This window comes from Streptomyces sp. NBC_01288 (assembly GCF_035982055.1).
Classification (GTDB): domain Bacteria; phylum Actinomycetota; class Actinomycetes; order Streptomycetales; family Streptomycetaceae; genus Streptomyces.
Map to the genome: position 1 here is coordinate 9200720 of NZ_CP108427.1, position 22611 is coordinate 9223330.

Below are 22611 nucleotides of genomic sequence, written 5' to 3' on the forward strand. Positions count from 1 at the left end.
CTGTTCGGGGAGGGTGCAGGTGAGCGGTATCCGTCCTGTTTTGTCTGATGAGTTACGTACGGATCAGAAGTGATCACCTTGTCCCTTTGGTCTCACCGCGGAGTCCCTCAGGGCTCACCACGGACAACATCACGCCGTCACACGGCAGCACGAGCGCGCCCGCGGCGAGATCACGCGCGATCCGCACGGCACCGTCCAGCGGATCACCCTCCGCCGGAACCACCCGCACATGCGGCAGCCGCTTCGCCAACTCCTCGTGCAGCGGTACCAGGAGAGGCTCGCTCATCTTGAACAGCCCACCGGTGAGCGCGACTTGGGGTTCGCCGGTGGCCGGACAGACCGCGACGGCGGACTCGGCCATGTGCCGGGCGGCGGCGCGCAGGATGCCGGCCGCCACCGGGTCGTCGGCGGCGCACTCGGCGACACGGGGCGCGAAGGCCGCGAGTACGGCGGCCCGATCCGACCGCGGATACACCTGCCCCGGCAACCCCGCCATCGCCCCGAACTGCTCCTCGGCACACCTCAACAGCGCCCCGGAACCACCGTCCCGCCCGTCGTACGCCCGCAGCGCCGCGTCCAGCCCGGCCCGTCCGATCCAGGCCCCGCCACCGCAGTCGCCGAGCAGATGCCCCCAACCGTCGGCTCTCCGCCACCCGGTGAGATCGGTGCCGATCGCGATCAGTCCGGTACCGGCGGCGACCACGGCACCGGGCCGTGCCCCGAGAGCACCCACGTAAGCGGTGACGGCATCAGCGGCGAGCGCGACGGTCCGTACCCCGAACTCCCGCGCCAACGCCCCCGGCAACTCGGCCCGCAACCCGTCCCCGAGGGTGGCGAGCCCGGCAGCCCCGATGACGGCCGTGCCGACCTCGGACACCGGACTTTTTTCGGTCAACGCCCGTACCATGGAGGCCAGTTGCTCCATGAAATGCCCGGGATCGATCCCACGAGCACCGGTCCGAACGGGTTCCCCGGACGAGAGCGGGCCGGATCTTCGGCCACTACCGATCTCGCCCAGGACGACCCGGAGCCCGGAGCCTCCCGAGTCCACGGCGAGAAACCCCGGCACGGTCACGGCAGACGCCAGTCCACCGGTTGTCCTCCCTGCCGGACCAGCAGGTCGTTGGCGCGGCTGAAGGGGCGGGAGCCGAAGAAGCCGCGGTCGGCCGACATCGGGGACGGGTGCGAGGACTCCACCGAGGGCAGGTCGCCGAGGAGGGGCCGGAGGTTGCGGGCGTCACGGCCCCACAGGATCGACACCAGCGGCTTGCCGCGCGCCGCCAGCGCCCGTATCGCCTGCTCGGTGACCTCTTCCCAGCCCTTGCCGCGATGGGCGGCCGGACTACGCGGGGCCGTGGTGAGCGCCCTGTTGAGCAGCAGCACCCCCTGCTGGCTCCACGGCGTCAGATCGCCGTTGGACGGCTGGGGCAGCCCCAGGTCCGTGTTCAGCTCGCGGTAGATGTTGAGCAGGCTCGGCGGCAGCGGACGTACCTCGGGGGCCACCGAGAACGACAGCCCCACCGCGTGCCCCGGAGTCGGATACGGGTCCTGTCCGACGATCAGGACGCGGACGTCGTCGAAGGGTTGTTGGAAGGCTCGGAGGACATTCGGTCCGGCCGGTAGATAGGTGCGTCCGGCGGCGATCTCCGCGCGCAGGAAGTCCCCCATCTCGGCGACGCGTCCGGCCACGGGTTCCAGGGCTTTCGCCCAGCCCGGTTCGACGATCTCATGCAACGGTCGTGGTGCCACGGGCGTCACCCTACTGCCGTACAGGGCCCGGCGATCAACCGGTGCTCTAAGCCCGACCGAGAACGACCGAACCGTGGGCGCGTGTGAACGAAGCCTCGCCGCAACGGAGTTCGCGCCCTCACCCGACGACCGCCGCTCGCACGCACAGCACATCCGGGAGGTGCGACGCCAACTGCCGCCAGCTGTCCCCGTCGTCGTCCGACGCGAACACCTCGCCGTTGCGATTGCCGAAGTACACCCCCGCCGGGTCCGCGCCGTCCGTGCACATCGCGTCGCGCAGCACCGTGCCGTAGTGATCCTCGGTCGGCAGCCCCGCCGACAGCGGCTCCCAACTCCGACCGGCGTCCGCCGTACGGAAGACCCGGCACCGGTGCTCGGCCGGCACCCGGTCCGCGTCGGCGTTGATCGGGAACACGTACGCCGTGTCGCCGCGATGGGGGTGGGCCGCCGCCGCGAAGCCGAACGTGGAGGGCAGGCCCGCGCCGATGTCCGTCCAGTGCGCCCCCGCGTCGTCGCTGCGGTACACGCCCCAGTGGTTCTGCAGATACAGCCGGTCCGGGGTCACCGCGTCCTGCGCGATCTTGTGCACGCACTGGCCGAACTCCGGGTCCGGATCCGGCAGGAACACAGCGGCGACCCCGGAGTTGGAAGGCTCCCAGCTCTCGCCGCCGTCGCCGGTACGGAACACCCCGGCCGTCGAGACGGCGACCGTCACGGCCCGCGGGTCGCGCTCGTCGGTCAGGACCGTGTGCAGGCCCTCTCCGCCACCGCCCGGAACCCAGCGCGAACGCGTGGGGTGCTCCCAGAGCGGGCGGACGAGTTCGAAGCTCTCGCCGCGGTCCTCGGAGCGGAACAGCGCGGCCGGCTCCGTGCCCGCGTACACCACATCGGGCTCGGCTGCCGCCGGGTGCAGCTGCCACACCCGCTCCAGCGAAGCCCCCGTGTCCTTCGGGAACTTGACCGCGGGCCGCGCCGGCTCGGCCCACGTCCGGCCGAGGTCGTCGGAGTGGAACACGGACGGACCCCAGTGAGAGCTGTCACCCCCGGCCAGCAGTCTCGGTGTGGGGCCGCGGGTGTCGACGGCGACCGAATACAGCGCCTGCGCGTTGAAGTACGGACTCTCGTCGAACTCCCAGACCCCACCCCGCCTACGCCCGATGAACAGGCCTTTTCGCGTGCCCACCGCGAGCAGTACCTCCGTCATGCCGGCCACCTCCGCTGCGTTTTTGGCGACTTTGCCCCCATCACTCGCCAGTCTGCACCCCGCCACTGACAGTCACCCCTGGAACCGGCATCACCGCAGGTCAGGAGGCCGATATCGGCCCGTGGGGCAGATTTGAGAGGGCTTGGAGCGAAGCGCCTGCGGGAGTCCGGGCAGCCATGGGAACGTCGAGTCGGGGTATTCGTCGTGAGCATCGAGGAGACGTCTCCCGTATGGGAGGGCGGTTCGGCATGTCAGTGCGTTCATGAGGAGGATGCCTTCGATGGCGTTCCGAGGTCCGAAGGTGTGGCTGTGGCGGTGGCGGCGGAATCCGCTCAAGCGCCGTGCCGATGCGGTGGAATCGTGGATCGTGCTCGGCGCCTGGCTGATCACCGTCCTCGCCGGGGTGCTCGCCGGCCTGACGGCGACCCAGTCCGTCGAACACGAGCTGGCCCAGGAACGCGTCGACTGGAAACCCGTGGTGGCACTGGTGGTCCAGGACGCGCCCGGTGCCGCCCCGGGGAACTCCAGCAGGACGAGCGGCGAACCGGTCTGGGCGAAGGTCCGCTGGACGGCCGTGAACGGCTCCTCGCACAGCGGCCAGATACGCGTCCCCTCCGGCAGTGCGATAGGCACCCCGGTGACCGTCTGGACCGACCCGCAGGGTCACCTGGTGACCAAGCCCGCCAGCGCTTCGCAGGCCAAGCTGCGGGCCGTGATGATCGGCACCCTCCTGGGCGTGGGCGCGGCGGCCGTCCCCTTCGTCAGCGCCCGGGCCCTGCGCGGGCGACTGGAACGCCGGCGCATGGACCAGTGGGACGAGGAGTGGGCCCGCTTCGGCCCACTGTGGGGCCGCAAGACAGGCTGAGCGCCCGGCGGCACGGCGTCGCGCGCCCCTGGCCTGCGGATCGCAGGCGGGGATCCTCGCCGTGCCCGTCACACGGACCCGCCCCGACGGCTCACCTGCCGGCACACCTCCAACAGCCGCTCGTCCTCCAGAACGTCCAGGCCCCCGTGCCCGCCCGACCGCACCAAATGCCGTCGCGGAGCCGCGAGTTCAACCTCCACCAGGTCGTGCAGAGGTGCCCCGGCCGCCCCCATGCCGACCAGACACACGGCAATGACGCCCCGCACCTCCGGACGCTCCACCCAGGCCGAACGCAGCACCGGAAGCACCCTCTCCACCTCCCCGGTGACCCGCCACAGCGCACACGCCCCCGCCGCCCGCTCCCACACGCACTCCGCCCCGACCATCCGCGCCAACCCGGGCGCCGCAGCCCGCGCGGCCGACCCCAACCGAGCCAACGCCTCCGCGGCAGCCCGGCGCCGGCGCGCGTCCGGTTCCGCCAACTCCCGTATCAGCACCGGCAGTACGGCCGACGCATCCCCCTCCACCGACCACAGAGCACCGGCCGCGACACCGGCGCACTCGGACTCCAACAGCCCCCGCAGCACGGGTACGACCCCCTCCGCGCCACCCCCGAACACATCGAGCGCCCGCACCGCCGACTCCACCACCCGGTGCCGCAACCGCACCCCGTCCGCCATCCCGCCCAACAGCCGTACCACCTCCGGCACGGCCTCCCGATCGGCGAGCGCGGTCAGCGCCGACAGCAGGGGTACGGCGCGGTCGTAGGTCTCGGGGGAGTCGAGGGGTACCTGGCCGAGCCGGTGTCGCAGTGCCGGGGCGAGCGGTGCGGCGGTGTCGCCGAGGTGGACGATCACGCGTCCCAGGTCGTCGGGTACGACCGGCTGCGCGAGGATCCGGGCCAGTACCGGTGTCGCCCGTGGATCGCCGCTACGGGCAAGGGACTTGAGCGGACCGCCCAAGGTCGGCGCCCGGCGTTCCCAGCGGTGCACCCACAGGTCGGGGCGTGCGGTCACCAGCGCGTGGAGGTGGTCGGCGGCGGGCGCGGCCAGGTGGAAGAGATCGCCGAGGACCGACACCGCGGCGTCGCGCAGCCGGTCCGACACCGCCGCACCGAGCAACGGAGGTTCCCCCGCGCCCAGTTGCTCACCGATCAGCTGGACGGGCACCGTGTAGTCGGCCCGCCACTCGCGGAACAACCCCGCCGCCATCCACACCCCGTTGCACCGGTCGGCCGGGTCCGGACTGGTCAACTGCCCTTCCAGCAGGGCGATCCGGTCGCCCACCCGCCCGCCGAGCGCGGTGTGCAGCGTCCGCAGCAGCAGCGCACCCTCCTCGTCCGAGGGCCGCAGCCGCCGTAACCGCCCGGCGAGTGTGTCCGGGTCCGAATGGTCGCCCTCGGCCGGTGTCGAGCGGCCCGACCGGCGCTGCTCGGACCGCTCCCCGAGCAGTTCGACGACGGTCGGGACCAGGTCGGCGGGGAGCAGATCGGGTGCGCAGCCCGCGAGTTGGCCGAGCGCGGCGAGCCGTAGACCGGGGTCGTACGGCGGCGTGCCGAGCATCAGCAGGATGTCCAGCGCCTCGGGGGCGTGGGTCGGGTGCCGGCGTACGAACAGGCCGACGCTCTCGGTGAGGGCGAGGAGGACCCGGTCGTCGCGCTCGACCGCGATCCGCCGGCGCAACAGGCCCAGCACGCGCGCGGGTTGGTCGAGGAACCGGACGAGGGCTTCGGGCGCCGCCCGGCGCACGCCGGAGTCCCGGTCCCCGAGGAGGTCGACGAAGACCTCGGCGCCCGCGCGGACGGCGGCGTCGGCCGACCCGCGCCCGTCACCCGTGTCCACCACCTCCCCCTCCGGTGTGTGGCCCTGTCCGATGCTGACCAGAAGTTCCACCAACCCGCCCCGGTCCGCGACCTCTTGGCCGGCGGCGAGCGCGAGCAGAAACGGAACGCAGGCGAGCGTCGAGTCGTACACGATCCCCTGGTGGTGCACCGCGCCGTACATCCCGTCGAGCGCGCTCGCCCGCTCGACGGGGTCCGTGGAGGCCAGTCCCCGGAGCAGTCCGGGCACGTCCTCCGCACTGCCGTACGCATGCCGCAGTGAGGCCCAGCCGACCTCGTCGATCCCCGTGAACACGTTGTCCTCCCCAGGCGCAGTGCCAACTGATCGCGAGTCTGCACCACGCCACTGACAACGAAGCGGAATCGGGGGGTGACCGAGGGTCAGTCTTCTTCGGGCAGCGCGCGGGCGAGGATCGTGTCGAGGTCGGCGGAGTCGGGGAGGGTGCCGAAGGCGTGCCCCCAGTCGCCGGCCAGCCGGGTCGCGCAGAAGGCGTCGGCGACCGGGGCCGGGGCGTGTCGTACCAGGAGGGAGGCCTGGAGGGTCAGCGCCATCTGCTCGACGAGACGCCGGGCTCCCGTCTCGGTGGCCTCGCGCAACCCGCTCTTCAACCGGCTGACGGCCGCGTCCAGGCGGGCGTCAGCGCCCCGCGCCAGGGCGAGTTCGGAGAACAGTGCCTCCGCCGGACCGGGGTCCCTGCTCAACGCCCGTAGTACGTCAAGGGCGTTGACGTTCCCCGACCCCTCCCAGATGGAGAGGAGAGGCGCCTCGCGGTAATGGCGGGGCATGCCCGAGTCCTCGACGTAGCCGTTGCCGCCGAGGCACTCCAGGGCCTCCGCCGTGAAGGCCGGGCCGCGCTTGGTGACCCAGTACTTGCCGACGGCGGTGGCGATCCGGCGGAACGCCGACTCGGCGCCGTCCCCGCGCACCGCACGGTCGGCCGCGCCCGCAAGCCGTAGCGTGAGTGTCGTCGCCGCCTCCGACTCCAGCGCCAGATCGGCCAACACGTTGCGCATCAGGGGCTGTTCGAGGAGCCGGGTGCCGAACGCGGACCGGTGCCGCACATGGTGACCCGCCTCGACGAGCGTCTTGCGCATGAGAGTTGCCGACATCATCACGCAGTCCAGGCGGGTGCAGTTGACCATCTCGATGATGGTCTTGACACCGCGCCCCTCGGGGCCGACCAGCCAGGCGACGGTCCCGTCGAACTCGGGCTCCGAGGACGCGTTGGACCGGTTGCCGAGCTTGTCCTTCAGCCGCTGGATACGGAACGTGTTGCGACCGCCGTCGGGCAGCACGCGCGGCACCAGGAAGCATGACAGACCGTCAGGCGCCTGAGCCAGCACCAGGAACACGTCGCACATCGGCGCCGACGTGAACCACTTGTGCCCGCGCAGGGTGTACACGCCGGGTTCGGTGGTGGGGGTCGCTGTCGTGGTGTTGGTACGGACGTCGGAGCCGCCCTGCTTCTCGGTCATCCCCATTCCGGCGAGCAGCCCGCGCTTCTCGGTCGGGACGCGCAGGACGGGGTCGTACACCCGGCTGGTCAGCAACGGCTCGTAGACCGCGGCGAGTTCGGGTGCGGCGCGCAGGGCGGGGACGGCGGCGTACGTCATCGATGTCGGGCAGCCGTGCCCGGCATCGGTGTGTCCCCACACCAACCCCCGTGCGGTACGGGCCACATGGGCGCCGGGGCGCTCGTCCGCCCAGGGCGCTCCGGCCAGCCCCTCGGCGACGGCGACGCCCATCAGCCGGTGCCAGCTCGGGTGGAACTCGACCTCGTCGATCCGGTTGCCGTAGCGGTCGTGCGTGCGCAGTTCCGGCTCGTGCCGGTTCGCCTGCTCACCCCACTCCTGCGCCTCCTCGCTGCCCGCCGCCCGACCGAGCCGCCGCACGTCCTCCTCGGCCCAGCCGGCACCCTCCCGGCGCAGCCCCTCCAGCAGGGCCGTGTCCTCGGAGGCGTCGTACGGGGCCAGGGGCGGGGGCTGGTTGGTGACGTCGTGCGTGGCGTTCCGTGGCTGCTGCGGTATGTGCGCGAGTGTCTGGGCCATGGCTCAAGTGTTGCACTATCTCTGCGACCGCATCAATGATGTAACACGGGAATCGCCACGTAGAGTACGAGGCCATGCGGATGAACGTGTCAGAAGGGCCCGGCGAGGTGGACCTGCGCCCGCTGTCCGCGCGGTCGGTCGTCCTCAGCCTGCTGCTGGGCACGCACCCGCCCGAGCTTCCCGTACGGGATCTCCTCCGTGCCGTCGAACCCCTCGGCGTCGCCGGCTCCACCCTGCGGGCCGCGCTCAGCCGGATGGTGGCCGCCGGAGACCTGCGGACCACGGACGCGGTCTACCGGCTCAGCGACCGCCTGCTGGAACGCCAGCGCCGCCAGGACGCCGCCGTACACCCCGAGACCCGCCCCTGGGACGGCGACTGGGAGATGACCGTCGTCACCGCGACCGGTCGCGGTCCTGCCGAACGCGCAGACCTGCGCGGCAAGTTGACCGCCCTCAGGCTCGCGGAACTCCGCGAGGGAGTCTGGCTCCGCCCGGCCAATCTCCTACGACCCCGACCGGACGAACTCGGCGCGGTCGCCCGGCACTTCACCACCCGCCCCGAGGAACCCGCCCGCGAACTGGCAGCCGACCTATGGCCACTTGAGGCCTGGGCGAAGACGGCCGAGGCGCTGCTCGACCGGATCACCGCCACCGCGGACCACCCGGCAGCTCGCTTCACCGTCCTCGCCGCCGCTGTCCGGCACTTGCTCGCGGACCCGGTCCTGCCCCCCGAACTCCTGCCCGCCGACTGGCCGGGCGCGGCGCTGCGTACCGAATACACGCGCCACCGGCGGGAGTTGATCGCGAACACGCTGGGGAACCCGGCATAGGCCGCTTCACCGGGTCGGTTTGACGGTCTGTTAGCGTGCGCGGATGGATGATCTGGGACTCGCGGACTGGCCGCCCGAGCCGATCGGAACCGGACGCCTCGTGCTCCGCGGGTCGGAAGCCCGGGACCGAGAGACGTTCATCGAACTCCTCACCTCCGCAGAGGTGCACACCTACCTCGGCGGTCCCCACCCGCGCGAAGAGCTTGAGCGCAAGACGCCCGAGGTGCCCGAACACCGGCCCGGGAGCCTCGTCGTCGAGCTCGACGGGGCGATGATCGGCCTGATCCTGCTCAGGAGAGCGGCCGGGCACATCCGCCCGTCCGCCGACGGGAAGGTCGATCTCGGCTACCTGTTCCTGCCGCGGGCGTGGGGATTCGGATACGCCGCCGAGGCGTGCGCGGCGGCACTCGACTGGCTCGACGGTGTCCTTCCCGGCGAGCCGGTGGTGCTCACCACCCAGACCGCCAACGCCCGTTCGATGCGCCTCGCGGCGAAACTGGGCTTCACCGAGGTGGAGCGGTTCGAGGCGTGGGACGCCGAGCAGTGGCTCGGTATGCGGTCAACGGCCGTACCGTCGGGCTGAGTTCGTGCCGGAGCGGCCGTGCGAAGCGCCGTGCGGGGACGCTTCGTACGGCCGCTGTCACCGTGGGAGGCCTATTTGTACGTGATGTCAGACGACGCGAATTTGCAGTAAGTCCCGTCCGCGCCCGTGCCGTTGGTCGTCGGCTCCGCGCCGGTGTTGTTCCCGATGTACTTCTGGCAGGGGATCATCTTCTTGCTGGTGTCCCCGACGATCGTGATGGCCTTCAGGGTCGCGCTGTCACCGTAGTTGGTGTTGATGCCGACGATCCGGCTGCCCTTGTAGGTCGCCTCGATGGTGTTGAGGTTGATCGTGCGCTTGTACTGCGCCTTGCAGTTGCCGCACGAGCGGACGAACGTACCGAAGGTCTGCGCCGCGAAGTTGGAGACGTTGAGCGTCCCGGCGCCGTTGAACTGGAACACCTTGTCACTGGCCTCCTTCGCGCCGCCGCCGTTGACGGTGTACACGTTGGACGACGAGGAGCCCAGGAAGGTCGCCGCGTCCTCGCCGACGTCCTCCCACCAGACGTTCTGAAGCGTGCAACTGCCCAGGCAGTGGATGCCGTCGGCGGCGGGCGAGCCGATGATGACGTTCTTGACGACGGCACCGGCGGCCAGTTCCAGGATCGGCCCCTGGTCCTCGTCCTGGCTGCCCGTGCCCAGGTCACCGCTGCCGTACAGGCGCAGCATCCCGTAGTCCTTGGTGCCCGAGACCGAGATCGTCGAGGTCACCGCCTGGCTGCCGCTCGCGGTGGGCCAGGTGGCGGCACTGGCCGGCGAGAGCGTGCCGGATGCCATGATCATGCCAATCGAGAGACCGAAGGCGGTCAGTGCGCCGGTCAGTACGCGCGGTCGTACGGAAGAAGTCATGTCCCGATTCCTTCTCCGAAGTGGGGGAGTGGTCAGAGCTTTCCGGTGCCCGCGCCGGCGGTCACCGAGGCGACGACGGTCGAGGCGGGCTCGGCGGTGTAGCTGTACGGCGGGCTGGTGAACGTGCCGACCTGCGAGATCTCGGTGGCGGCTCCACCGAGGTCGTTGCCGCTGAGGTTGGCGTAGCCGTCCACGTCGCTGTCCCGGTTCGTCGTGACGGCGACCTCCGTGTCCCGGAAGACGTTGTTCTGGACGAACATCTGGGCGCCCATGCGCGAGTGCACGGCGGTCTCGGCGCCGACGACGTAGTTGTCGTAGAAGTGCCCGGTGCCGAAACGCAGGCTGGGGATACGGGAGTTGACCTGGTCGAACCAGTTGTGGTGGTACGTCACCCGCAGATGACCGGTGTCCTCGCTCGCGTTGTTGTCGCTGTGGCCGACGAGCGAGCCCTTGTAGTGGTTCTTGAAGGTGTTCCAGGAGACGGTGACGTAGTCGGAGGCGTGGGTGATGTCGAGCAGGCCGTCGTAGTAGTCCTTGCCGTGGTCGAGGTCGGACGAGAACGCGTTGTGGTCGATCCACACCTGCGTCGACGCCTGCACGGTGATGCCGTCGGCGGGCGCGACCGGCTTGCTGATGTTCAGGTTGCGGACGACGACGTTCGTCACCTTCTTCAGCCGCAGCCCGCCGCCGGTGAACCCGGACGCCGAACCGACGCCCAGCACCGTCGTGTTGGACCCGATGTCGACCTGACCGCTCAGCGAGATCAGGCCGTTGACCTTGACCACCTTCGAACTGCTGCCGGTGACAGCCGACTTGAAGGCGTCCAGCGTCGACACCGTGACCGCCGTGGCGCTACCGCCACCGGTCGTCCCGGCACCGAAACCGACCGGCGAGGCGTCGGCCGCCGACGCGGACTGGGGGAGCACGAACACGGCCGCTACGGCGAGAGCGGCCGCCGCCAGAGCTGATCGTCGTGGATGTGTACGTGGGGGGCGAGTACGCATGCGGGTGCGTCCCTTCCGGGGGATGGGGTGATCGTGTACGTGAACGATGTACGCCATGAAGGACCGCGCGGTCACACTTCTGAACGGAACGTAGGGTGCAAGCGCTTTCTAGTCAACGCTTGTGCAGAAACTATTCGAAGCGTGGGAGCGCTTCCATGGCGCCCATGTGCATGTCACGATGCCGATTGTTCTCCCCGAAAGATGCCGCACGAGCCGCGATCAGGAAGGGACGATGACGTGCGCCCCACAGCCGCCGACACCCTCAAGTCCGCCAGAAAGCCGCCGCGTTCGGTACTCGTCGCCCTCTTCGGAGCGCTGGTGCCCTTACTCGCGGCCCTGACCCTCATGGCACCCCCGGCCGCCGCCCGCACCGAGGCCGTCCCCACCGCCACCCTCACCGAGGTCACCGGCTTCGGCGCCAACCCCAGCAACTTGCAGATGTACGTGTACGTCCCGGCCGCCGTCACCGCGCACCCGGCGATCGTCGTGGCCGTGCACTACTGCGGGGGATCGGGCCCGGCGATGTACTCCGGTACTGAATACGCCTCGCTGGCCGACCAGTTGGGGTTCATCGTCGTCTACCCGTCGGTCACCCGCGCCAGCAAGTGCTTCGACGTCTCCTCGCCCCAGGCCCTGCACCGCGACGGCGGCAGCGATCCGGTCGGCATCAAGTCCATGGTCGACTGGGTGACCAGCGCCTACTCCGCCGACACCTCCCGCGTCTACGCCCTGGGCATCTCCTCCGGCGCGATGATGACGAACGTCCTCCTCGGCGACTACCCCGACGTGTTCGCGGCGGGCGCCGCCTTCGCCGGCGTACCGTTCGGCTGCTTCGCGACCACCGACGGCTCCGAGTGGAACACCGCCTGCGCGAACGGAACGGTCATCCAAACCCCGCAGCAATGGGGCGACTTGGTCCGGGGCGCCGACCCCGGCTACACCGGCCCGCGCCCGCGCATGCAGCTCTGGCACGGCACCGCGGACGACACGCTGCGCTACCCCGACTTCGGCGAGGAGATCAAACAGTGGACCAACGTGCTGGGCGTCAGCCAGACCCCGGCCGCCACCGACACCCCGGCGACCGGCTGGACCCGCACCCGCTACGGCGCCACCGGTGACCAGGCCCCCGTCGAGGCGATCAGCCTCCAGGGCGTCACCCACAACCTCTACACCTACGGCATGGGCGCCCGCGTCCTCACCTTCTTCGGCCTGACCGGCGGCGGCACCACACCCCCGCCCTCGACCGGCCCCTGCAAGGTGACCGTCACGACCAGCGCCTGGAACACCGGCCTCACCGCCTCCGTGACGCTCACCAACACCGGTACAAGTGCCTTCAACGGCTGGCAGTTGGGCTTCACCCTGCCCGCCGGGCAGACCATCACCAACGGCTGGGGCGCCACGTACACCCCCGCCTCCGGCACGGTGACGGCCACCAACGCGTCCTACGACGGCACGATCGCCCCCGACGCGAGCGTGACCATCGGCTACCAGGCGAACCACACCGGCAACAGCGCGGCGCCGACGGCCTACACGCTCAACGGGACTGCCTGCACGGTCGGTTGACCCCGTCCGGGGTGCGCGCCCGTCAGCTCCGGCGCGCACCATCGCCCCCAACTCCCGCCAGAGGAAGGCAGGTTCTGTGCAGCCCACGAGACGGACCGCGATCTTCGCCACGACAACAACAGCACTGTCGGCCCTGGTCGCCACCAACCCCGCACGTGCCGAGGGAAGTTCGGCCCCTCCCGGTGCGCACTGGGTGAACACCTGGACGGCGATGCCCCAGCTCACCGAGCCCGCCAACCTGCCACCCGCGCCGTTCACCGGGACCAGTTCGGTCCTCGTCGACACCACCCTGCGCCAGACACTGCGCATCACCACCGGAGGCCGGAAGCTGCGCCTGCGCTTCTCCAACGCCTACGGCGACACCCCGCTCCCGCTCGCCGCCGTGACACTGGCGCTCCCGCAGGACAGCAGGGCGGGAGCGAGCGCGATCGTGCCCGGCAGCGACAGACCGGTCACCTTCGCCGGGCGCAGAGCGGCGACCGTCCCCGTCGGTGCCCAACTGGTCTCCGACCCACTGGACTTGGACCTGCGCCCCGCGTCCGTCCTGACCGTGACGACGTACCTGGCGACGGGCCAGCCCTCGCTCGCGCTCACCTCGCACCCGGGCTCACGCACGACGTCGTACCTCCGCATCGGCGACCACACCGAGGACCAGGACCTGCTGCCCGGGGCGACCCCGGTCGACCACTGGTACCTGCTGAGCGACGTCGAGGTCCTGGCCCCGCGCGCCACCACGGCCGTAGCGATCCTGGGCGACTCGCTCACCGACGGCCGGGGCTCCACGACCAACGCAAACGACCGCTGGCCCGACCAGCTCTACGACCGCCTCCGCGCCCACCCCGCGACCGCCGCCGTAGCGATCCTGAACCAGGCCGCCGGCGGAAACCGCGTCCTCAACGACGGGCTCGGCCCCAACGTGCTCGCCCGCCTCGACCGCGACGTCCTCTCCCGCAGCGGAGTCACCCGCCTCATCGTCTTCGAGGGCGTCAACGACATCGGCACCGCCGACGCGACCCCCGCCGCCCAACACCGGGTCACGGAAGACCTGTTGGCCGCCTACGGCCAGATCGTCGTCCGGGCCCACGCGCAGGGCATCCGCGTCTACGGCGCGACCCTGCTCCCCTTCGGCGGCAACACCTACGACGACCCGGCGGGCGAACGCGAGTCCTCCCGCCGGGCGGTCAACTCCTGGACCCGCACGGCCGGTTGCTTCGACGCGGTCCTCGACTTCGACCGCGCCGTACGCGATCCCGCCGACCCGCGCCGCCTGCTTCCGTCCCTCCAGATCGGCGACTGGCTGCATCTCAATCCGACGGGGTACGGGGTGCTGGCCGCGACGGTCCCCGCCGGGCTGCTGCGCTGATCAGCGCCGGTGAGTGGGGGGAGTGCGTGCCACGCCCCGCGTCCGCGACAGGGCCCGCCGGACGGACGGACCCTAGACGACCGGCTCCTCCGCGACGGCGCCGGCGGGAGTCTCGGTGCTGGTGGCGGGCGAACTCCCCCTTGCCGGAAGGTGGTTGAAGAGCAGGTTCAGCACGATCGCCGTCAGGCAACCCGCGCTGATGCCGCTGTTCATCACCGTCTGGAACCAGTCCGGGAACTGCGCGTAGATCGTCGGCACCCCGACCGGGAGCACGCCCACGGCCACCGAGACGGCGACGACGGTGAGATTGTGGTTGTCCTTGAAGTCGACCTGGGTCAGGGTGCGGAGACCGCTCGCGGCGACCGTGCCGAACATGACCAGACCCGCGCCGCCGAGCACCGGCGCCGGTATCGCCGCGACGACCGCGCCGAGCTTGGGCAGCAGGCCGAGGACGACGAGGATGCCACCGGCGACCGCGACGACCCAGCGGCTGCGGACCCGGGTCATGCCGACGAGGCCGACGTTCTGGGCGTACGCCGTGTACGGGAAGGTGTTGAAGATGCCGCCCAGGACGGTGGAGAGGCCGTCGGCGCGCAGCCCGTCGGCGAGCGAGCGCGGCTCGATCTTGCGGTCGGTCATCTCGCCCACGGCGATCAGGTCACCGGTCGTCTCAGTCATCGTCACCAGCGCGACCACCAGCATCGACACGATCGCCGAGGCGTGGAAGGTGGGCGTACCGAAGTGGAACGGGGTGCTGATGCCGACCCAGTCGGCGTCCCCGACCCCGCTGAAGTCCGTGAACCCGAACACCACCGCGGCCACCAGCCCCACCGCCATGCCGATCAGCACCGCGATCCGGCTCAGGAACGCCGGCGCGAACCGCTGTACACCGAGGACGACCGCGAGGACGAACGCGGCGAGCGCGATGTTCTTGGGTTCACCGAAGTCCTTCGAACCCTGCCCGCCTGCCGCCCAGTTGCCCGCCGCCGGCAGCAGCGACAGGCCGATGATCAGGATCACCGTGCCGGTGACCAGCGGCGGGAAGAAGCGCAGCAGCCTGCCGAAGACGGGGGCCAGCAGCGCGATGGCGAGCCCGGCGATGATCACGGAGCCGTAGATCGCGGGGAGTCCGCCGCCCGTCGTGCCGATCAGCACCATCGGCGACACCGCGGCGAACGTGCAGCCCTGCATGATCGGCAGCCGCACGCCGAACCGCCAGAAACCTATGCACTGGATGAGCGTCGCTATCCCGCACACCAGCAGGTCCGCGGTGATCAGATACGCCAGATCGGCGGCCGACAGCTTCATCGCCCCGCCCACGATCAGCGGCACCGCGACCGCGCCCGCGTACATCGCGAGCACGTGCTGGAGCCCGAAGGCGGCCAGTTGCCGGACGGGTGGGACCTCGTCGACGGGATGCACGGGTGTGGTCGTGGCCATGGGCGCTCCTGAGCGGCGGAGGGGGAAGGAATGTGCGAACAGTTCGAGACCGTAGGCGCCTTGAACAGTTTGTTGATTTCTGGGTTGTTGCCGCCGTGTGTCTTGCCCAGCTGCTATGTGTGCGCCCCACATACCGCTAGGTGCGCGCCCCACGCACCGCCGCCAGCAGGGCGTCCCAGTCCGGCAGTTTGACCACACCACCCCGCCCGAGCGAGGCCCCCAACTCCGCCTCGGCCCGCTCGATGGCCTCCCACCCGCCCCACTCGACCGGCTCGATACCCTCCGCGCGCAGCACGGCGAGGGGATCCTCGGAGCGCTCCTTCGCTACGACCGTGGAGGCGTCCGCGAGCAGGGACGTCACCGTCTCCTTGGCGTCCGGGCGGTTGGTGCCGATGACGCCGGTCGGGCCCCGCTTGATCCAGCCGGCCACGTACTCGCCGGGCACGGTCCGCCCTTCGCGTACGACACGGCCCGCCCGGTGCGGAACGGTGCCGTGTTCGGCGTCGAACGGCAGCCCGTCCAGCGGCACCCCGCGATAGCCCACCGAGCGCAGCACCAACTGCGCCTCGATCTCCTCGAATTGACCCGTGCCGACCACTCCGCCCCGCCCGTCCGGGGCGGTGCGTTCGAAGCGGACCGAGCCCACGCGCCCCGCGTGGGCGAGGAGTTGGACGGGACGGAGGAAGAAACGGAGGTGGATACGGCGTGGGGCGCCCTGGGGCGGGAGCGCGGCCCAGTTGCGCAGTGCCTCTACGTTGCGGCGCTGGGCACCGGGCAGGGCGGAGAGGTCGAGACAGCCCGGGTCGAGCGCCAACTCAGCCGGATCCACGGTCACTTCGGTGTCCGGGAGGCCGCCCAGTTCGCGCAGTTCCTTGGTGGTGAAGCGGGCCTGTGACGGGCCGCGCCGGCCGACCATGTGGACGTCCGTGATCCCGCTCGCCGCAAGTGCGGTGAGCGCCGCCTGCGGGATGTCGGTGCGGCTCAGCTCGGCCGCGCCGCGCGCCAGGATCCGCGTGACGTCCACCGCGACATTGCCCACGCCGATGACCACGGCCGAGCGTGCGCCGAGCACGAACCCGTCGGCGGTGGAGTCCGGGTGGGCGCTGTACCAGGACACGAACTCGGTCGCCGACCAGCTGCCCGGCAGTTCCTCACCGGGAATCCCCAGGTGACGGTCGGTGGCGGCGCCCACGCAGTACACGACAGCGTCGTACAACTCCCGCAGCCGGGCGGCCGACAGCCCGCCCGGTCCCACGAGCACCCCGCCGAGGAACCGCACCCGCCCGTGCTCCAGGATCGCCCGCAGATTGTTCTGCAGCGACTTGATCTTCTCGTGGTCCGGTGCCACGCCGTAGCGCACCAGACCGTACGGGCACGGCAGCCGGTCCAGGACGTCGACCAGCACCCCGGGCTCCAACTGGACCAGACTCTGGGCGGTGTAGACCCCGCTCGGCCCGGAGCCGACGACGGCGACACGCAGCACGGCGGAACTCCTCACCCGTCAGGCACACAGGAGAACGCTCATTCGCCAGACCACTGGCACGTCCAGGATTGCACCACCGGTGCTCCGCTGACAGGGTGCCGAACGGACCCGTACGTACTGGGGGCGCGCGTGTCCGTTCGTATGGAATGTGATCATGCGGTTACGTTGCGTATGTGCTAGAAGCATCCTTCGTTAATCTTTCTGATCGCTCTCCGTCGGACGGTGCGGTGTCCGTGTGGCCCGCGTGGGAAGTGCAGGAGCGCGACGGCGCCACCTCGTGGTTCCACGTCCGGCTCGCCTTCCCCGACGGCGCCCGGGTCGACGCGCTCGCCGTGGTGTGCGAGCAGACCGTCTCCGTCGAGGACGTACGGGCCCAACCTGCCCTGTCCCTCGACGACTTGACCGTGCTGGCCGACTGGCTTGAGGGGCCGCTCTTCGAGGCGTGTGGGCTGGAACCGGTGCCCGCGGAGGGGGAGGAGTGGACGGAGTCGGGCGGAGCGCGCCGAGCCCGGCCGGCCTGGCCGCGTGGCATCGAGGGGCGGTGGCAGATCGCCCAGGAGTATCGCGCCGCGCAGGAAGAGGGGGTTGATCCCGTCCTCGCGGTGATGTGCGCGACCGGGCACAGTCGGCGCCGGTCTCTCCGGCTCATCTCGCAGGCGCGGGACGCGGGATTCCTGACGCCTAGTCACGCTCGGCGCTGAGCAGGGCGGTTACGCGTCGGAGGGCTCGGTCGGCCGGTCGTCGGCCGAACTCCCGGGCGTGGGCGGGGAAATGGGCGGGAGCGTGGACCTGTCGTCCGTCGCGAAGAACCGTGAGAGGTCCGGGTCGGGCGCTCCGGCTCGCGCGGCGGACTCCGGCGGGACCCCCAACTCCCAGTCGAGTCCGTACCGTTCGAACAACTCGGTGCGCAGCACCGGGATCGGCATCGGCACCCCGGGCACGAGCGCCGAGTAGACCGCGCCCATGAGCAGCGCGCGCAGCATGGGGTAGTCGGAGGGGACGTTCCCCGAGCCGTACCGCGCGATCGTCTGCCCGAGCAGTTCGGACAGGCGCCGCTGCTCCGGGCACTGCACGAAGCCCTCGCCCTGGAGGAGCCCGGCCATGTGCTGGCGCATCAGCACGGGCCGATCGTGCGCGAGGCCGAGGATCGCGTCGATGGCCCGCGCCATCCGCTCCCGCCCGTCGTCGGTCCGGGGCTCGCGCTCCAGGGCCTCCTCCAGCGTGCGGTGCATCAGGCGGTGCACGGCGGACTGCACGAGCTGGCGTTTCCCGGGGAAGTAGTACGACACCAGACCGCGCGCCGAACCGGCCCGGTCCGCGATGTCGCCCAAGGTCGTGGCCTCGTAGCCGTGCTCGCCGACCAGCTCCACGGCCGCGTACAGGAGCCGTTCCCGGGAACGCCTGCGCAACTCTTCATTGACCGATGCGCTTCGCGGGGACATGCTGTAACTCCTGCGTTGACTGGCTATCAGCCAACTATACTCAGGACGTCCGGGTCTCCCGTCGAGGGGGCCTGGCGCATGCTGCCGTCCGTCTGGGGCGACGCGGGGGATCGTCTCAGGCGGGCGGCTCCTTTTCACCCCAATGGTTTCCTTGGGCGACTTTTGAACCGGCGTCCGGCGCCGCCTTCTCGCACATCTGTCGCACGGCACGTGATCCGTCCCTAGAGTGGGCACGGGTGTCGAGCCGAGGAGGCGCACGGGCATGGAGCAGGACCAGCAGATCTTCGCGCGGATCAACGAGATGGTCGACGACGAGCGCAAGCTCCGGGAGGCCGTCGCGTCCGGCGCGATCGACAGCGCCACGGAACATCAGCGCCTCGGGCAACTGGAACGCGAACTCGACCAGTGCTGGGACCTGTTGCGCCAGCGCCGCGCGAAGGTGGAGTTCGGGGAGAACCCGGACGAGGCGCGCGTACGGCCGGAGTCCGAGGTGGAGGGGTATCAGGGGTGACGTGAGGTGACGGGTGAGGTGGTCGCGGCGGCCCGGTGCTCCGCGGCCACTGGTCGTTTCGTCGCTAATTGCCCCGCGCGGCAAGCCTGTTGGCGATCTCGGTCGTGACCGTCTCGTGCAGTTCGTCCGAGGTGAAGCCGAGGTCGCGCAGGATCTGCGCGGCCGGGCTCTCCTCGACGCGGATCAGGCCGAGCAGCGCGTGTTCCGTGCCGACCCAGTCGTGGCCGAGGCCAGCCGCCGCGCTGCGGGCCTGCCCGATGGCCTCCTTGCTCTCCGGCCGGAACGCGATGTGACCCCGCAGCATCTTCTCGCCGGCCGGCGGCAGTGCTTCCTCGATCGCGTCGCGGACGCGCTGCTCCGACTCGGCCTTCGCCACCAGCACCTCGTACGCCAGGCCCCGCGGTTCGCCGAGCAGGCCGAGCAGGAGGTGTTCGGTGCCGATGGAGTCGTGCCTGTGCGTTCGGGCGGCCTCCTGCGCGAGCACGATGCTGTGCCGGTTCAGGTTGGTGTACCGCTCGAAGGGGCCGGGGGCGTGGCGTTGCTGGGCGGCCTGCTTGGACACGCCGATGGCGTCGCCGATCTCGGTCCACGACGCGCCGACCTGCTTGGCCTTGCTGACGTAGTGGTCGATGAGCTGGTCACCGAGGTCGGACAGGGTCTGGGCCCGCAGTCGCGCTTCGCTGACGCGGGCCAGTTCGTCGGTGTCGGGGAGCTCCTCGTCGAGACGGGCGATCAGATCGGCGAGGCTGATGTCGAGTGGGCTCATGCGTCAACTTTAAATTGACGACCCCTCATCGTCAACCTGTAATTGACGATTGTTTCGGGCGTCCCCACGTACCGATCCAGGCATCCCTGCGTACCGATCCGGGTGTCCCCGCGTACTGATTCGGGGGTGCTCGCGCGTACTGACCGGGTCAGCCCCGAAGTCCGCCCTGCTCTCGCCCTTGTCCGACCAGTTCGAGCACAGGTCGCAGACCGTCCGGCCGTTCCGTCACCAACCGGTGGTCCACGAAGTGCACCCCGCACCCCAGAGCCGCCGCCCCGCCGTCCGCCCGCCGGTCGTCACCGACCATCAGCACGTCCTTCGGGTCGACGCCGAGGGCCTCGACGGCGACGGTGAACAGCCGTGGGTCCGGCTTCTGGATGCCGTGCTCGTACGACAGGACGTACGCGTCCACATACGGGTCGAGCCCGTGCTCGCGGAACACCGGCCGCAGATCCCAGCCGATGTTGCTGACCACACCCACGCCGATCCCGCGCTCGTGCAGGGTCCGCAGCACGTCCTCCGTGTCCGGGTACGGCGTCCACGCGGCCGGCGTCATGTGCCGGTCGTACAGCGCGTCGTGCAACGCCGGTTCGGGGAGCGGGACTTGACGCGAGACGCCGGTGTACGCGGCCCGGTGCAGCGCGGAACTCTCGTCCCGGATCGCCCACACCTCCGCGAACTCCTCGGGCAGTCGCTCCGGCTGCGCCCCACCCGGCATCGCGCCCGCCACCTCCAGCGCCCGCGCCGCCTTGACCAACTCCGCTTCAGGCAAGGCGATTCCGGTCTCACGCAACACGGCACGCAGCCAGGACTCGGTGGACTCGATACGGAAGAGGGTTCCGGAGAAGTCGAAGAGGACGGCATTCATGCGGTGATCTTACGCAGCGACATTCCACGCGGCGGGAAGATCGCTCCCGCAGAACACGCAGACGAAATCGCTCTCGCGCACGATGTTGATCTCCCGGCAGGACACACAGCGCCGGAACACGACGGCGTGAGTGAAGCCCGCGGGGCGGCCGATACCGGCCCGGTCGAGTGCGCGTGCCACTGCATCCCATGAGTCGAGGTGCGGGCAGTAACCGGTGGACAGGTTGCTGACCTCCCGGACCACCCAGAGTCCCGCCGCGCGCCCGAACCCCATCTCGCCCGCGCCCAGCACATCGGCGCCCCCGGCACACGCCACGTGCTCACTCCGGCGCGGCGCCAATCGCAGGAGTCCTTCCGGACCGACCACGAAAGTGAAGGGTTCGGCCGGCTCGGCCGTCCCTTGCCCGGCCAGCCAGGCGCTCAGGTCCCCGGCCGACCCCACGACCCGGCCCTCCGCACCCGGCCGCACGGCGGTCAGCAACTCCGTCGGTCCGACATAGCGATGCCGTCGCCCAGCCGCGGTCACACCCGCCACCGTTCGTACACCCCCACGGCCACCGCCACCACCAACGCCCCCAGCAGCCACCCGCCCAGCACATCCGACGGCCAGTGCACGCCCAGCCACACACGGGTGAGTCCCACACCCGCAACGGAGATCACAGCCACGACCATGGCTGTACGCCACACAGCGCGTCCGGTGCCGTTGTCGTGGAGCAGCCACAGCAGCAGGCCGCAGACCACCGTGGCGGTCATGGCGTGGCCCGAGGGGAAGGCGGCGTAGTGGGCCGAGTCGACGGGGTCGGGCCATACCGGGCGGGGGCGGTCGACCAGTGCCTTCAGGGTCTGTTGGAACAGGGTGCCCAGCGCACATGTGGCCGCCAGCCATAGCGCCGTCCACCATGCAGAACGGCGCCACACCAGCCACACAATGGCGGCCGCGCACACGAGGCGCAGGGTCAGTGGGTCCCAGACCCAGTCCGTCAGGATGCGGAACGTATGTGTCAGGCCGTGGTTCTCGACCGCCCAGCGGTGCGTGGTCCGGGCGATCCGCTCGTCGACGTCGATCAGTGGACGCCACTCCACCGCGACCAGGGTGAGGAGCAGGGCGGAGCACAGGGCGAGGATGCTGCCGGTCTGTCGGAGTGTCGGGAGGGGCGGGTAGTGCATGGAACGATCCTCGCCGACCGGCGGTGGGCGGAGCGAACCCCGCCCCCTCCTCAGCCCAGCGCCCGCAACCCCGGCACGAACGCCACCAGTACCGGAACCACCGGCACCAGCGCCGCCGTCGCGGTCCAGCCCAGGCGGCGCATCGCCGTGAGGCGGTCCGGGGGAGTGAGGAGCCGGTTCACCCGGTGCGGGACATGGGCGTGCGGAGTGGGGCACGGCCCGAACACCCCGCGGTCCTCGTTGAGTTCGACCAGGGCTAGGGCGGTCGTGAGGCGGCCGAAACGGCGGGAGGCCATGTCGTCGGCGGCGAGTTCGACCAGCCGGTGCATCTCGTCCCGGAACGCGGCGAACACCGGCACCTGCGGAAACCCGTTCGCGAGCGCGCCCGAGCAGTGCAGCAACCAGTCGTGCCGGGCCTGCGCGTGCCCCTGTTCGTGCGCGAGCAGCGAGTCCAGTTGCCGCCCCTTGAGGCGCCTCAACGCGGCGGTGGTGATGACCAGTTGGGGTGCGGTGCCGGCCATCCACCACGCGTCCGGCCGCTCCCCCTCCAGGATGACCAACGGCTCGGCACCGGGCTCCTCGCCGGGCAACACCGGTGCGCGCACGAGGAGTTCGGCCCGACGCAGCCGACGGCGTGCCCGGGCCCGTACGACCTCACGGACCAGCATCGCCGCGGTCCACGCGCCACCGCACGCGAGGGTCACCGCAGTTGTCGCAGCCCAAGGCCCGGTCGTCACCAGGGGATAGGCGTCCACGACCGCGTGCGGGGCGTTGGCGAACACGTGCCCGCGCACCGCCTGCCACGCGGCGGCGGCGCTGAGCGTCATCGACAGGGCACAGCACAGGAGGACGGCCGCCACCACGCACTGCCACACCCACAGCGCGAGCACCGGCTCATGGTCCGGCCAGTCGGCCCGGGCGAGCAGCCGTGGGGCGACAACGGCGGCCAAGGCGCCGAGCAGCAACAGTGCCGCGGGGACCATCATGGGAGCACCCTATGAGCGCCGCGGTGATCAGGG

The 22611-nt window shown here is 70.8% G+C and carries 22 protein-coding genes; 7 read left to right on the forward strand and 15 right to left on the reverse strand.

Annotation, left to right across the window (positions count from 1 at the left end; translation table 11 throughout):
- Positions 1-73: 73 nt before the first annotated feature.
- The 3 genes from OG194_RS41335 to OG194_RS41345 form a co-directional block, all read right to left on the reverse strand.
- Positions 74-1075 carry an N-acetylglucosamine kinase gene (locus tag OG194_RS41335; RefSeq protein ID WP_327405837.1) on the reverse strand — a complete coding sequence of 334 codons (1002 nt, stop codon included), beginning with the start codon at positions 1073-1075 and terminating at the stop codon, positions 74-76.
- Positions 1072-1749 carry a uracil-DNA glycosylase gene (locus OG194_RS41340; RefSeq protein ID WP_026178657.1) on the reverse strand — a complete coding sequence of 226 codons (678 nt, stop codon included), beginning with the start codon at positions 1747-1749 and terminating at the stop codon, positions 1072-1074. The genes OG194_RS41335 and OG194_RS41340 overlap by 4 nt, the downstream gene beginning before the upstream one ends.
- A gap of 118 nt (positions 1750-1867) precedes the next feature.
- A complete protein-coding gene (locus OG194_RS41345; RefSeq protein ID WP_442811707.1) occupies positions 1868-3019 on the reverse strand; it encodes a WD40/YVTN/BNR-like repeat-containing protein in 1152 nt (383 codons plus the stop codon).
- Between the two features lie 214 nt (positions 3020-3233).
- Here OG194_RS41345 and OG194_RS41350 point away from each other — a divergent pair, with 214 nt between their 5' ends.
- Positions 3234-3818: an Rv1733c family protein gene (locus OG194_RS41350; protein ID WP_327405839.1), complete on the forward strand. Its 585-nt coding sequence runs from the start codon at positions 3234-3236 to the stop codon at positions 3816-3818.
- Between the two features lie 68 nt (positions 3819-3886).
- Here the strand turns inward: OG194_RS41350 and OG194_RS41355 are convergent, their stop codons facing one another.
- Together OG194_RS41355 and OG194_RS41360 are read right to left on the reverse strand one after the other, a co-directional pair.
- Positions 3887-5953 (reverse strand): HEAT repeat domain-containing protein, encoded by a 2067-nt coding sequence (locus OG194_RS41355; RefSeq protein WP_327405840.1) that lies wholly within the window; start codon positions 5951-5953, stop codon positions 3887-3889.
- An 86-nt stretch (positions 5954-6039) separates the two neighbouring features.
- Positions 6040-7707, reverse strand: a complete 1668-nt coding sequence (locus OG194_RS41360; protein ID WP_327405841.1) for an acyl-CoA dehydrogenase family protein — start codon at positions 7705-7707, stop codon at positions 6040-6042.
- A gap of 74 nt (positions 7708-7781) precedes the next feature.
- On the opposite strand from OG194_RS41360, the gene OG194_RS41365 reads away from it, so the two are divergent.
- Complete coding sequence (locus OG194_RS41365) at positions 7782-8537, forward strand: PaaX family transcriptional regulator C-terminal domain-containing protein (protein WP_327405842.1); 756 nt, start codon at positions 7782-7784, stop codon at positions 8535-8537.
- Between the two features lie 43 nt (positions 8538-8580).
- The gene (locus OG194_RS41370) at positions 8581-9120 is read left to right on the forward strand and encodes a GNAT family N-acetyltransferase (RefSeq protein ID WP_327405843.1); all 540 of its coding nucleotides are present in this window, start codon (positions 8581-8583) and stop codon (positions 9118-9120) included.
- Positions 9121-9191: 71 nt separating this feature from the next.
- Here the strand turns inward: OG194_RS41370 and OG194_RS41375 are convergent, their stop codons facing one another.
- Positions 9192-9986: a pectate lyase gene (locus tag OG194_RS41375; RefSeq protein WP_327405844.1), complete on the reverse strand. Its 795-nt coding sequence runs from the start codon at positions 9984-9986 to the stop codon at positions 9192-9194.
- Between the two features lie 32 nt (positions 9987-10018).
- Positions 10019-10990, reverse strand: a complete 972-nt coding sequence (locus OG194_RS41380; RefSeq protein ID WP_327405845.1) for a pectate lyase family protein — start codon at positions 10988-10990, stop codon at positions 10019-10021.
- A 237-nt stretch (positions 10991-11227) separates the two neighbouring features.
- Between OG194_RS41380 and OG194_RS41385 the strand changes: the two genes are divergently transcribed.
- Positions 11228-12553 (forward strand): extracellular catalytic domain type 1 short-chain-length polyhydroxyalkanoate depolymerase, encoded by a 1326-nt coding sequence (locus tag OG194_RS41385; RefSeq protein WP_327405846.1) that lies wholly within the window; start codon positions 11228-11230, stop codon positions 12551-12553.
- A 76-nt stretch (positions 12554-12629) separates the two neighbouring features.
- Positions 12630-13916: an SGNH/GDSL hydrolase family protein gene (locus OG194_RS41390; RefSeq protein ID WP_327405847.1), complete on the forward strand. Its 1287-nt coding sequence runs from the start codon at positions 12630-12632 to the stop codon at positions 13914-13916.
- 72 nt (positions 13917-13988) lie between these two features.
- Here OG194_RS41390 and OG194_RS41395 read toward each other — a convergent pair whose 3' ends face one another.
- Positions 13989-15356, reverse strand: coding sequence for a nucleobase:cation symporter-2 family protein (locus OG194_RS41395; protein WP_327405848.1), 1368 nt, complete (start codon positions 15354-15356; stop codon positions 13989-13991).
- 136 nt (positions 15357-15492) lie between these two features.
- On the reverse strand, positions 15493-16839 hold the full coding sequence (locus tag OG194_RS41400; protein WP_327405849.1) for an FAD-dependent oxidoreductase: 1347 nt from the start codon (positions 16837-16839) through the stop codon (positions 15493-15495).
- 227 nt (positions 16840-17066) lie between these two features.
- Between OG194_RS41400 and OG194_RS41405 the strand changes: the two genes are divergently transcribed.
- Positions 17067-17540 (forward strand): DUF6214 family protein, encoded by a 474-nt coding sequence (locus tag OG194_RS41405; RefSeq protein WP_327405850.1) that lies wholly within the window; start codon positions 17067-17069, stop codon positions 17538-17540.
- Positions 17541-17549: 9 nt separating this feature from the next.
- On the opposite strand, the gene OG194_RS41410 is transcribed toward OG194_RS41405, so the two are convergent.
- Positions 17550-18281 carry a TetR/AcrR family transcriptional regulator gene (locus OG194_RS41410; RefSeq protein WP_327405851.1) on the reverse strand — a complete coding sequence of 244 codons (732 nt, stop codon included), beginning with the start codon at positions 18279-18281 and terminating at the stop codon, positions 17550-17552.
- Between the two features lie 262 nt (positions 18282-18543).
- Between OG194_RS41410 and OG194_RS41415 the strand changes: the two genes are divergently transcribed.
- Complete coding sequence (locus tag OG194_RS41415; protein WP_033278377.1) at positions 18544-18792, forward strand: DUF2630 family protein; 249 nt, start codon at positions 18544-18546, stop codon at positions 18790-18792.
- Between the two features lie 64 nt (positions 18793-18856).
- On the opposite strand, the gene OG194_RS41420 is transcribed toward OG194_RS41415, so the two are convergent.
- The 5 genes from OG194_RS41420 to OG194_RS41440 all read right to left on the reverse strand — a co-directional run bounded on the left by OG194_RS41420 (position 18857) and on the right by OG194_RS41440 (position 22578).
- Entirely contained in the window at positions 18857-19558 is a 702-nt protein-coding gene (locus OG194_RS41420; protein WP_327405852.1) for a Clp protease N-terminal domain-containing protein, read from the reverse strand.
- Positions 19559-19706: 148 nt separating this feature from the next.
- Positions 19707-20426 carry an HAD family hydrolase gene (locus OG194_RS41425; protein WP_327405853.1) on the reverse strand — a complete coding sequence of 240 codons (720 nt, stop codon included), beginning with the start codon at positions 20424-20426 and terminating at the stop codon, positions 19707-19709.
- A gap of 9 nt (positions 20427-20435) precedes the next feature.
- Positions 20436-20960 (reverse strand): hypothetical protein, encoded by a 525-nt coding sequence (locus tag OG194_RS41430; RefSeq protein WP_327405854.1) that lies wholly within the window; start codon positions 20958-20960, stop codon positions 20436-20438.
- Positions 20948-21592 (reverse strand): phosphatase PAP2 family protein, encoded by a 645-nt coding sequence (locus OG194_RS41435; protein ID WP_327405855.1) that lies wholly within the window; start codon positions 21590-21592, stop codon positions 20948-20950. The genes OG194_RS41430 and OG194_RS41435 overlap by 13 nt, the downstream gene beginning before the upstream one ends.
- 50 nt (positions 21593-21642) lie before the next feature.
- Positions 21643-22578, reverse strand: a complete 936-nt coding sequence (locus OG194_RS41440) for a M56 family metallopeptidase (RefSeq protein ID WP_327405856.1) — start codon at positions 22576-22578, stop codon at positions 21643-21645.
- Positions 22579-22611: the final 33 nt, after the last annotated feature.

Coding starts and splice junctions, on each gene's coding strand:
- OG194_RS41350 (WP_327405839.1), top strand. CDS start 3,234: ATGGCGTTCCGAGGTCCGAAGGTGTGGCTGTGGCGGTGGCGGCGGAAT.
- OG194_RS41360 (WP_327405841.1), bottom strand. CDS start 7,707: ATGGCCCAGACACTCGCGCACATACCGCAGCAGCCACGGAACGCCACG.
- OG194_RS41365 (WP_327405842.1), top strand. CDS start 7,782: ATGCGGATGAACGTGTCAGAAGGGCCCGGCGAGGTGGACCTGCGCCCG.
- OG194_RS41370 (WP_327405843.1), top strand. CDS start 8,581: ATGGATGATCTGGGACTCGCGGACTGGCCGCCCGAGCCGATCGGAACC.
- OG194_RS41375 (WP_327405844.1), bottom strand. CDS start 9,986: ATGACTTCTTCCGTACGACCGCGCGTACTGACCGGCGCACTGACCGCC.
- OG194_RS41380 (WP_327405845.1), bottom strand. CDS start 10,990: ATGCGTACTCGCCCCCCACGTACACATCCACGACGATCAGCTCTGGCG.
- OG194_RS41395 (WP_327405848.1), bottom strand. CDS start 15,356: ATGGCCACGACCACACCCGTGCATCCCGTCGACGAGGTCCCACCCGTC.
- OG194_RS41410 (WP_327405851.1), bottom strand. CDS start 18,281: ATGTCCCCGCGAAGCGCATCGGTCAATGAAGAGTTGCGCAGGCGTTCC.
- OG194_RS41415 (WP_033278377.1), top strand. CDS start 18,544: ATGGAGCAGGACCAGCAGATCTTCGCGCGGATCAACGAGATGGTCGAC.
- OG194_RS41420 (WP_327405852.1), bottom strand. CDS start 19,558: ATGAGCCCACTCGACATCAGCCTCGCCGATCTGATCGCCCGTCTCGAC.
- OG194_RS41425 (WP_327405853.1), bottom strand. CDS start 20,426: ATGAATGCCGTCCTCTTCGACTTCTCCGGAACCCTCTTCCGTATCGAG.
- OG194_RS41435 (WP_327405855.1), bottom strand. CDS start 21,592: ATGCACTACCCGCCCCTCCCGACACTCCGACAGACCGGCAGCATCCTC.
- OG194_RS41440 (WP_327405856.1), bottom strand. CDS start 22,578: ATGATGGTCCCCGCGGCACTGTTGCTGCTCGGCGCCTTGGCCGCCGTT.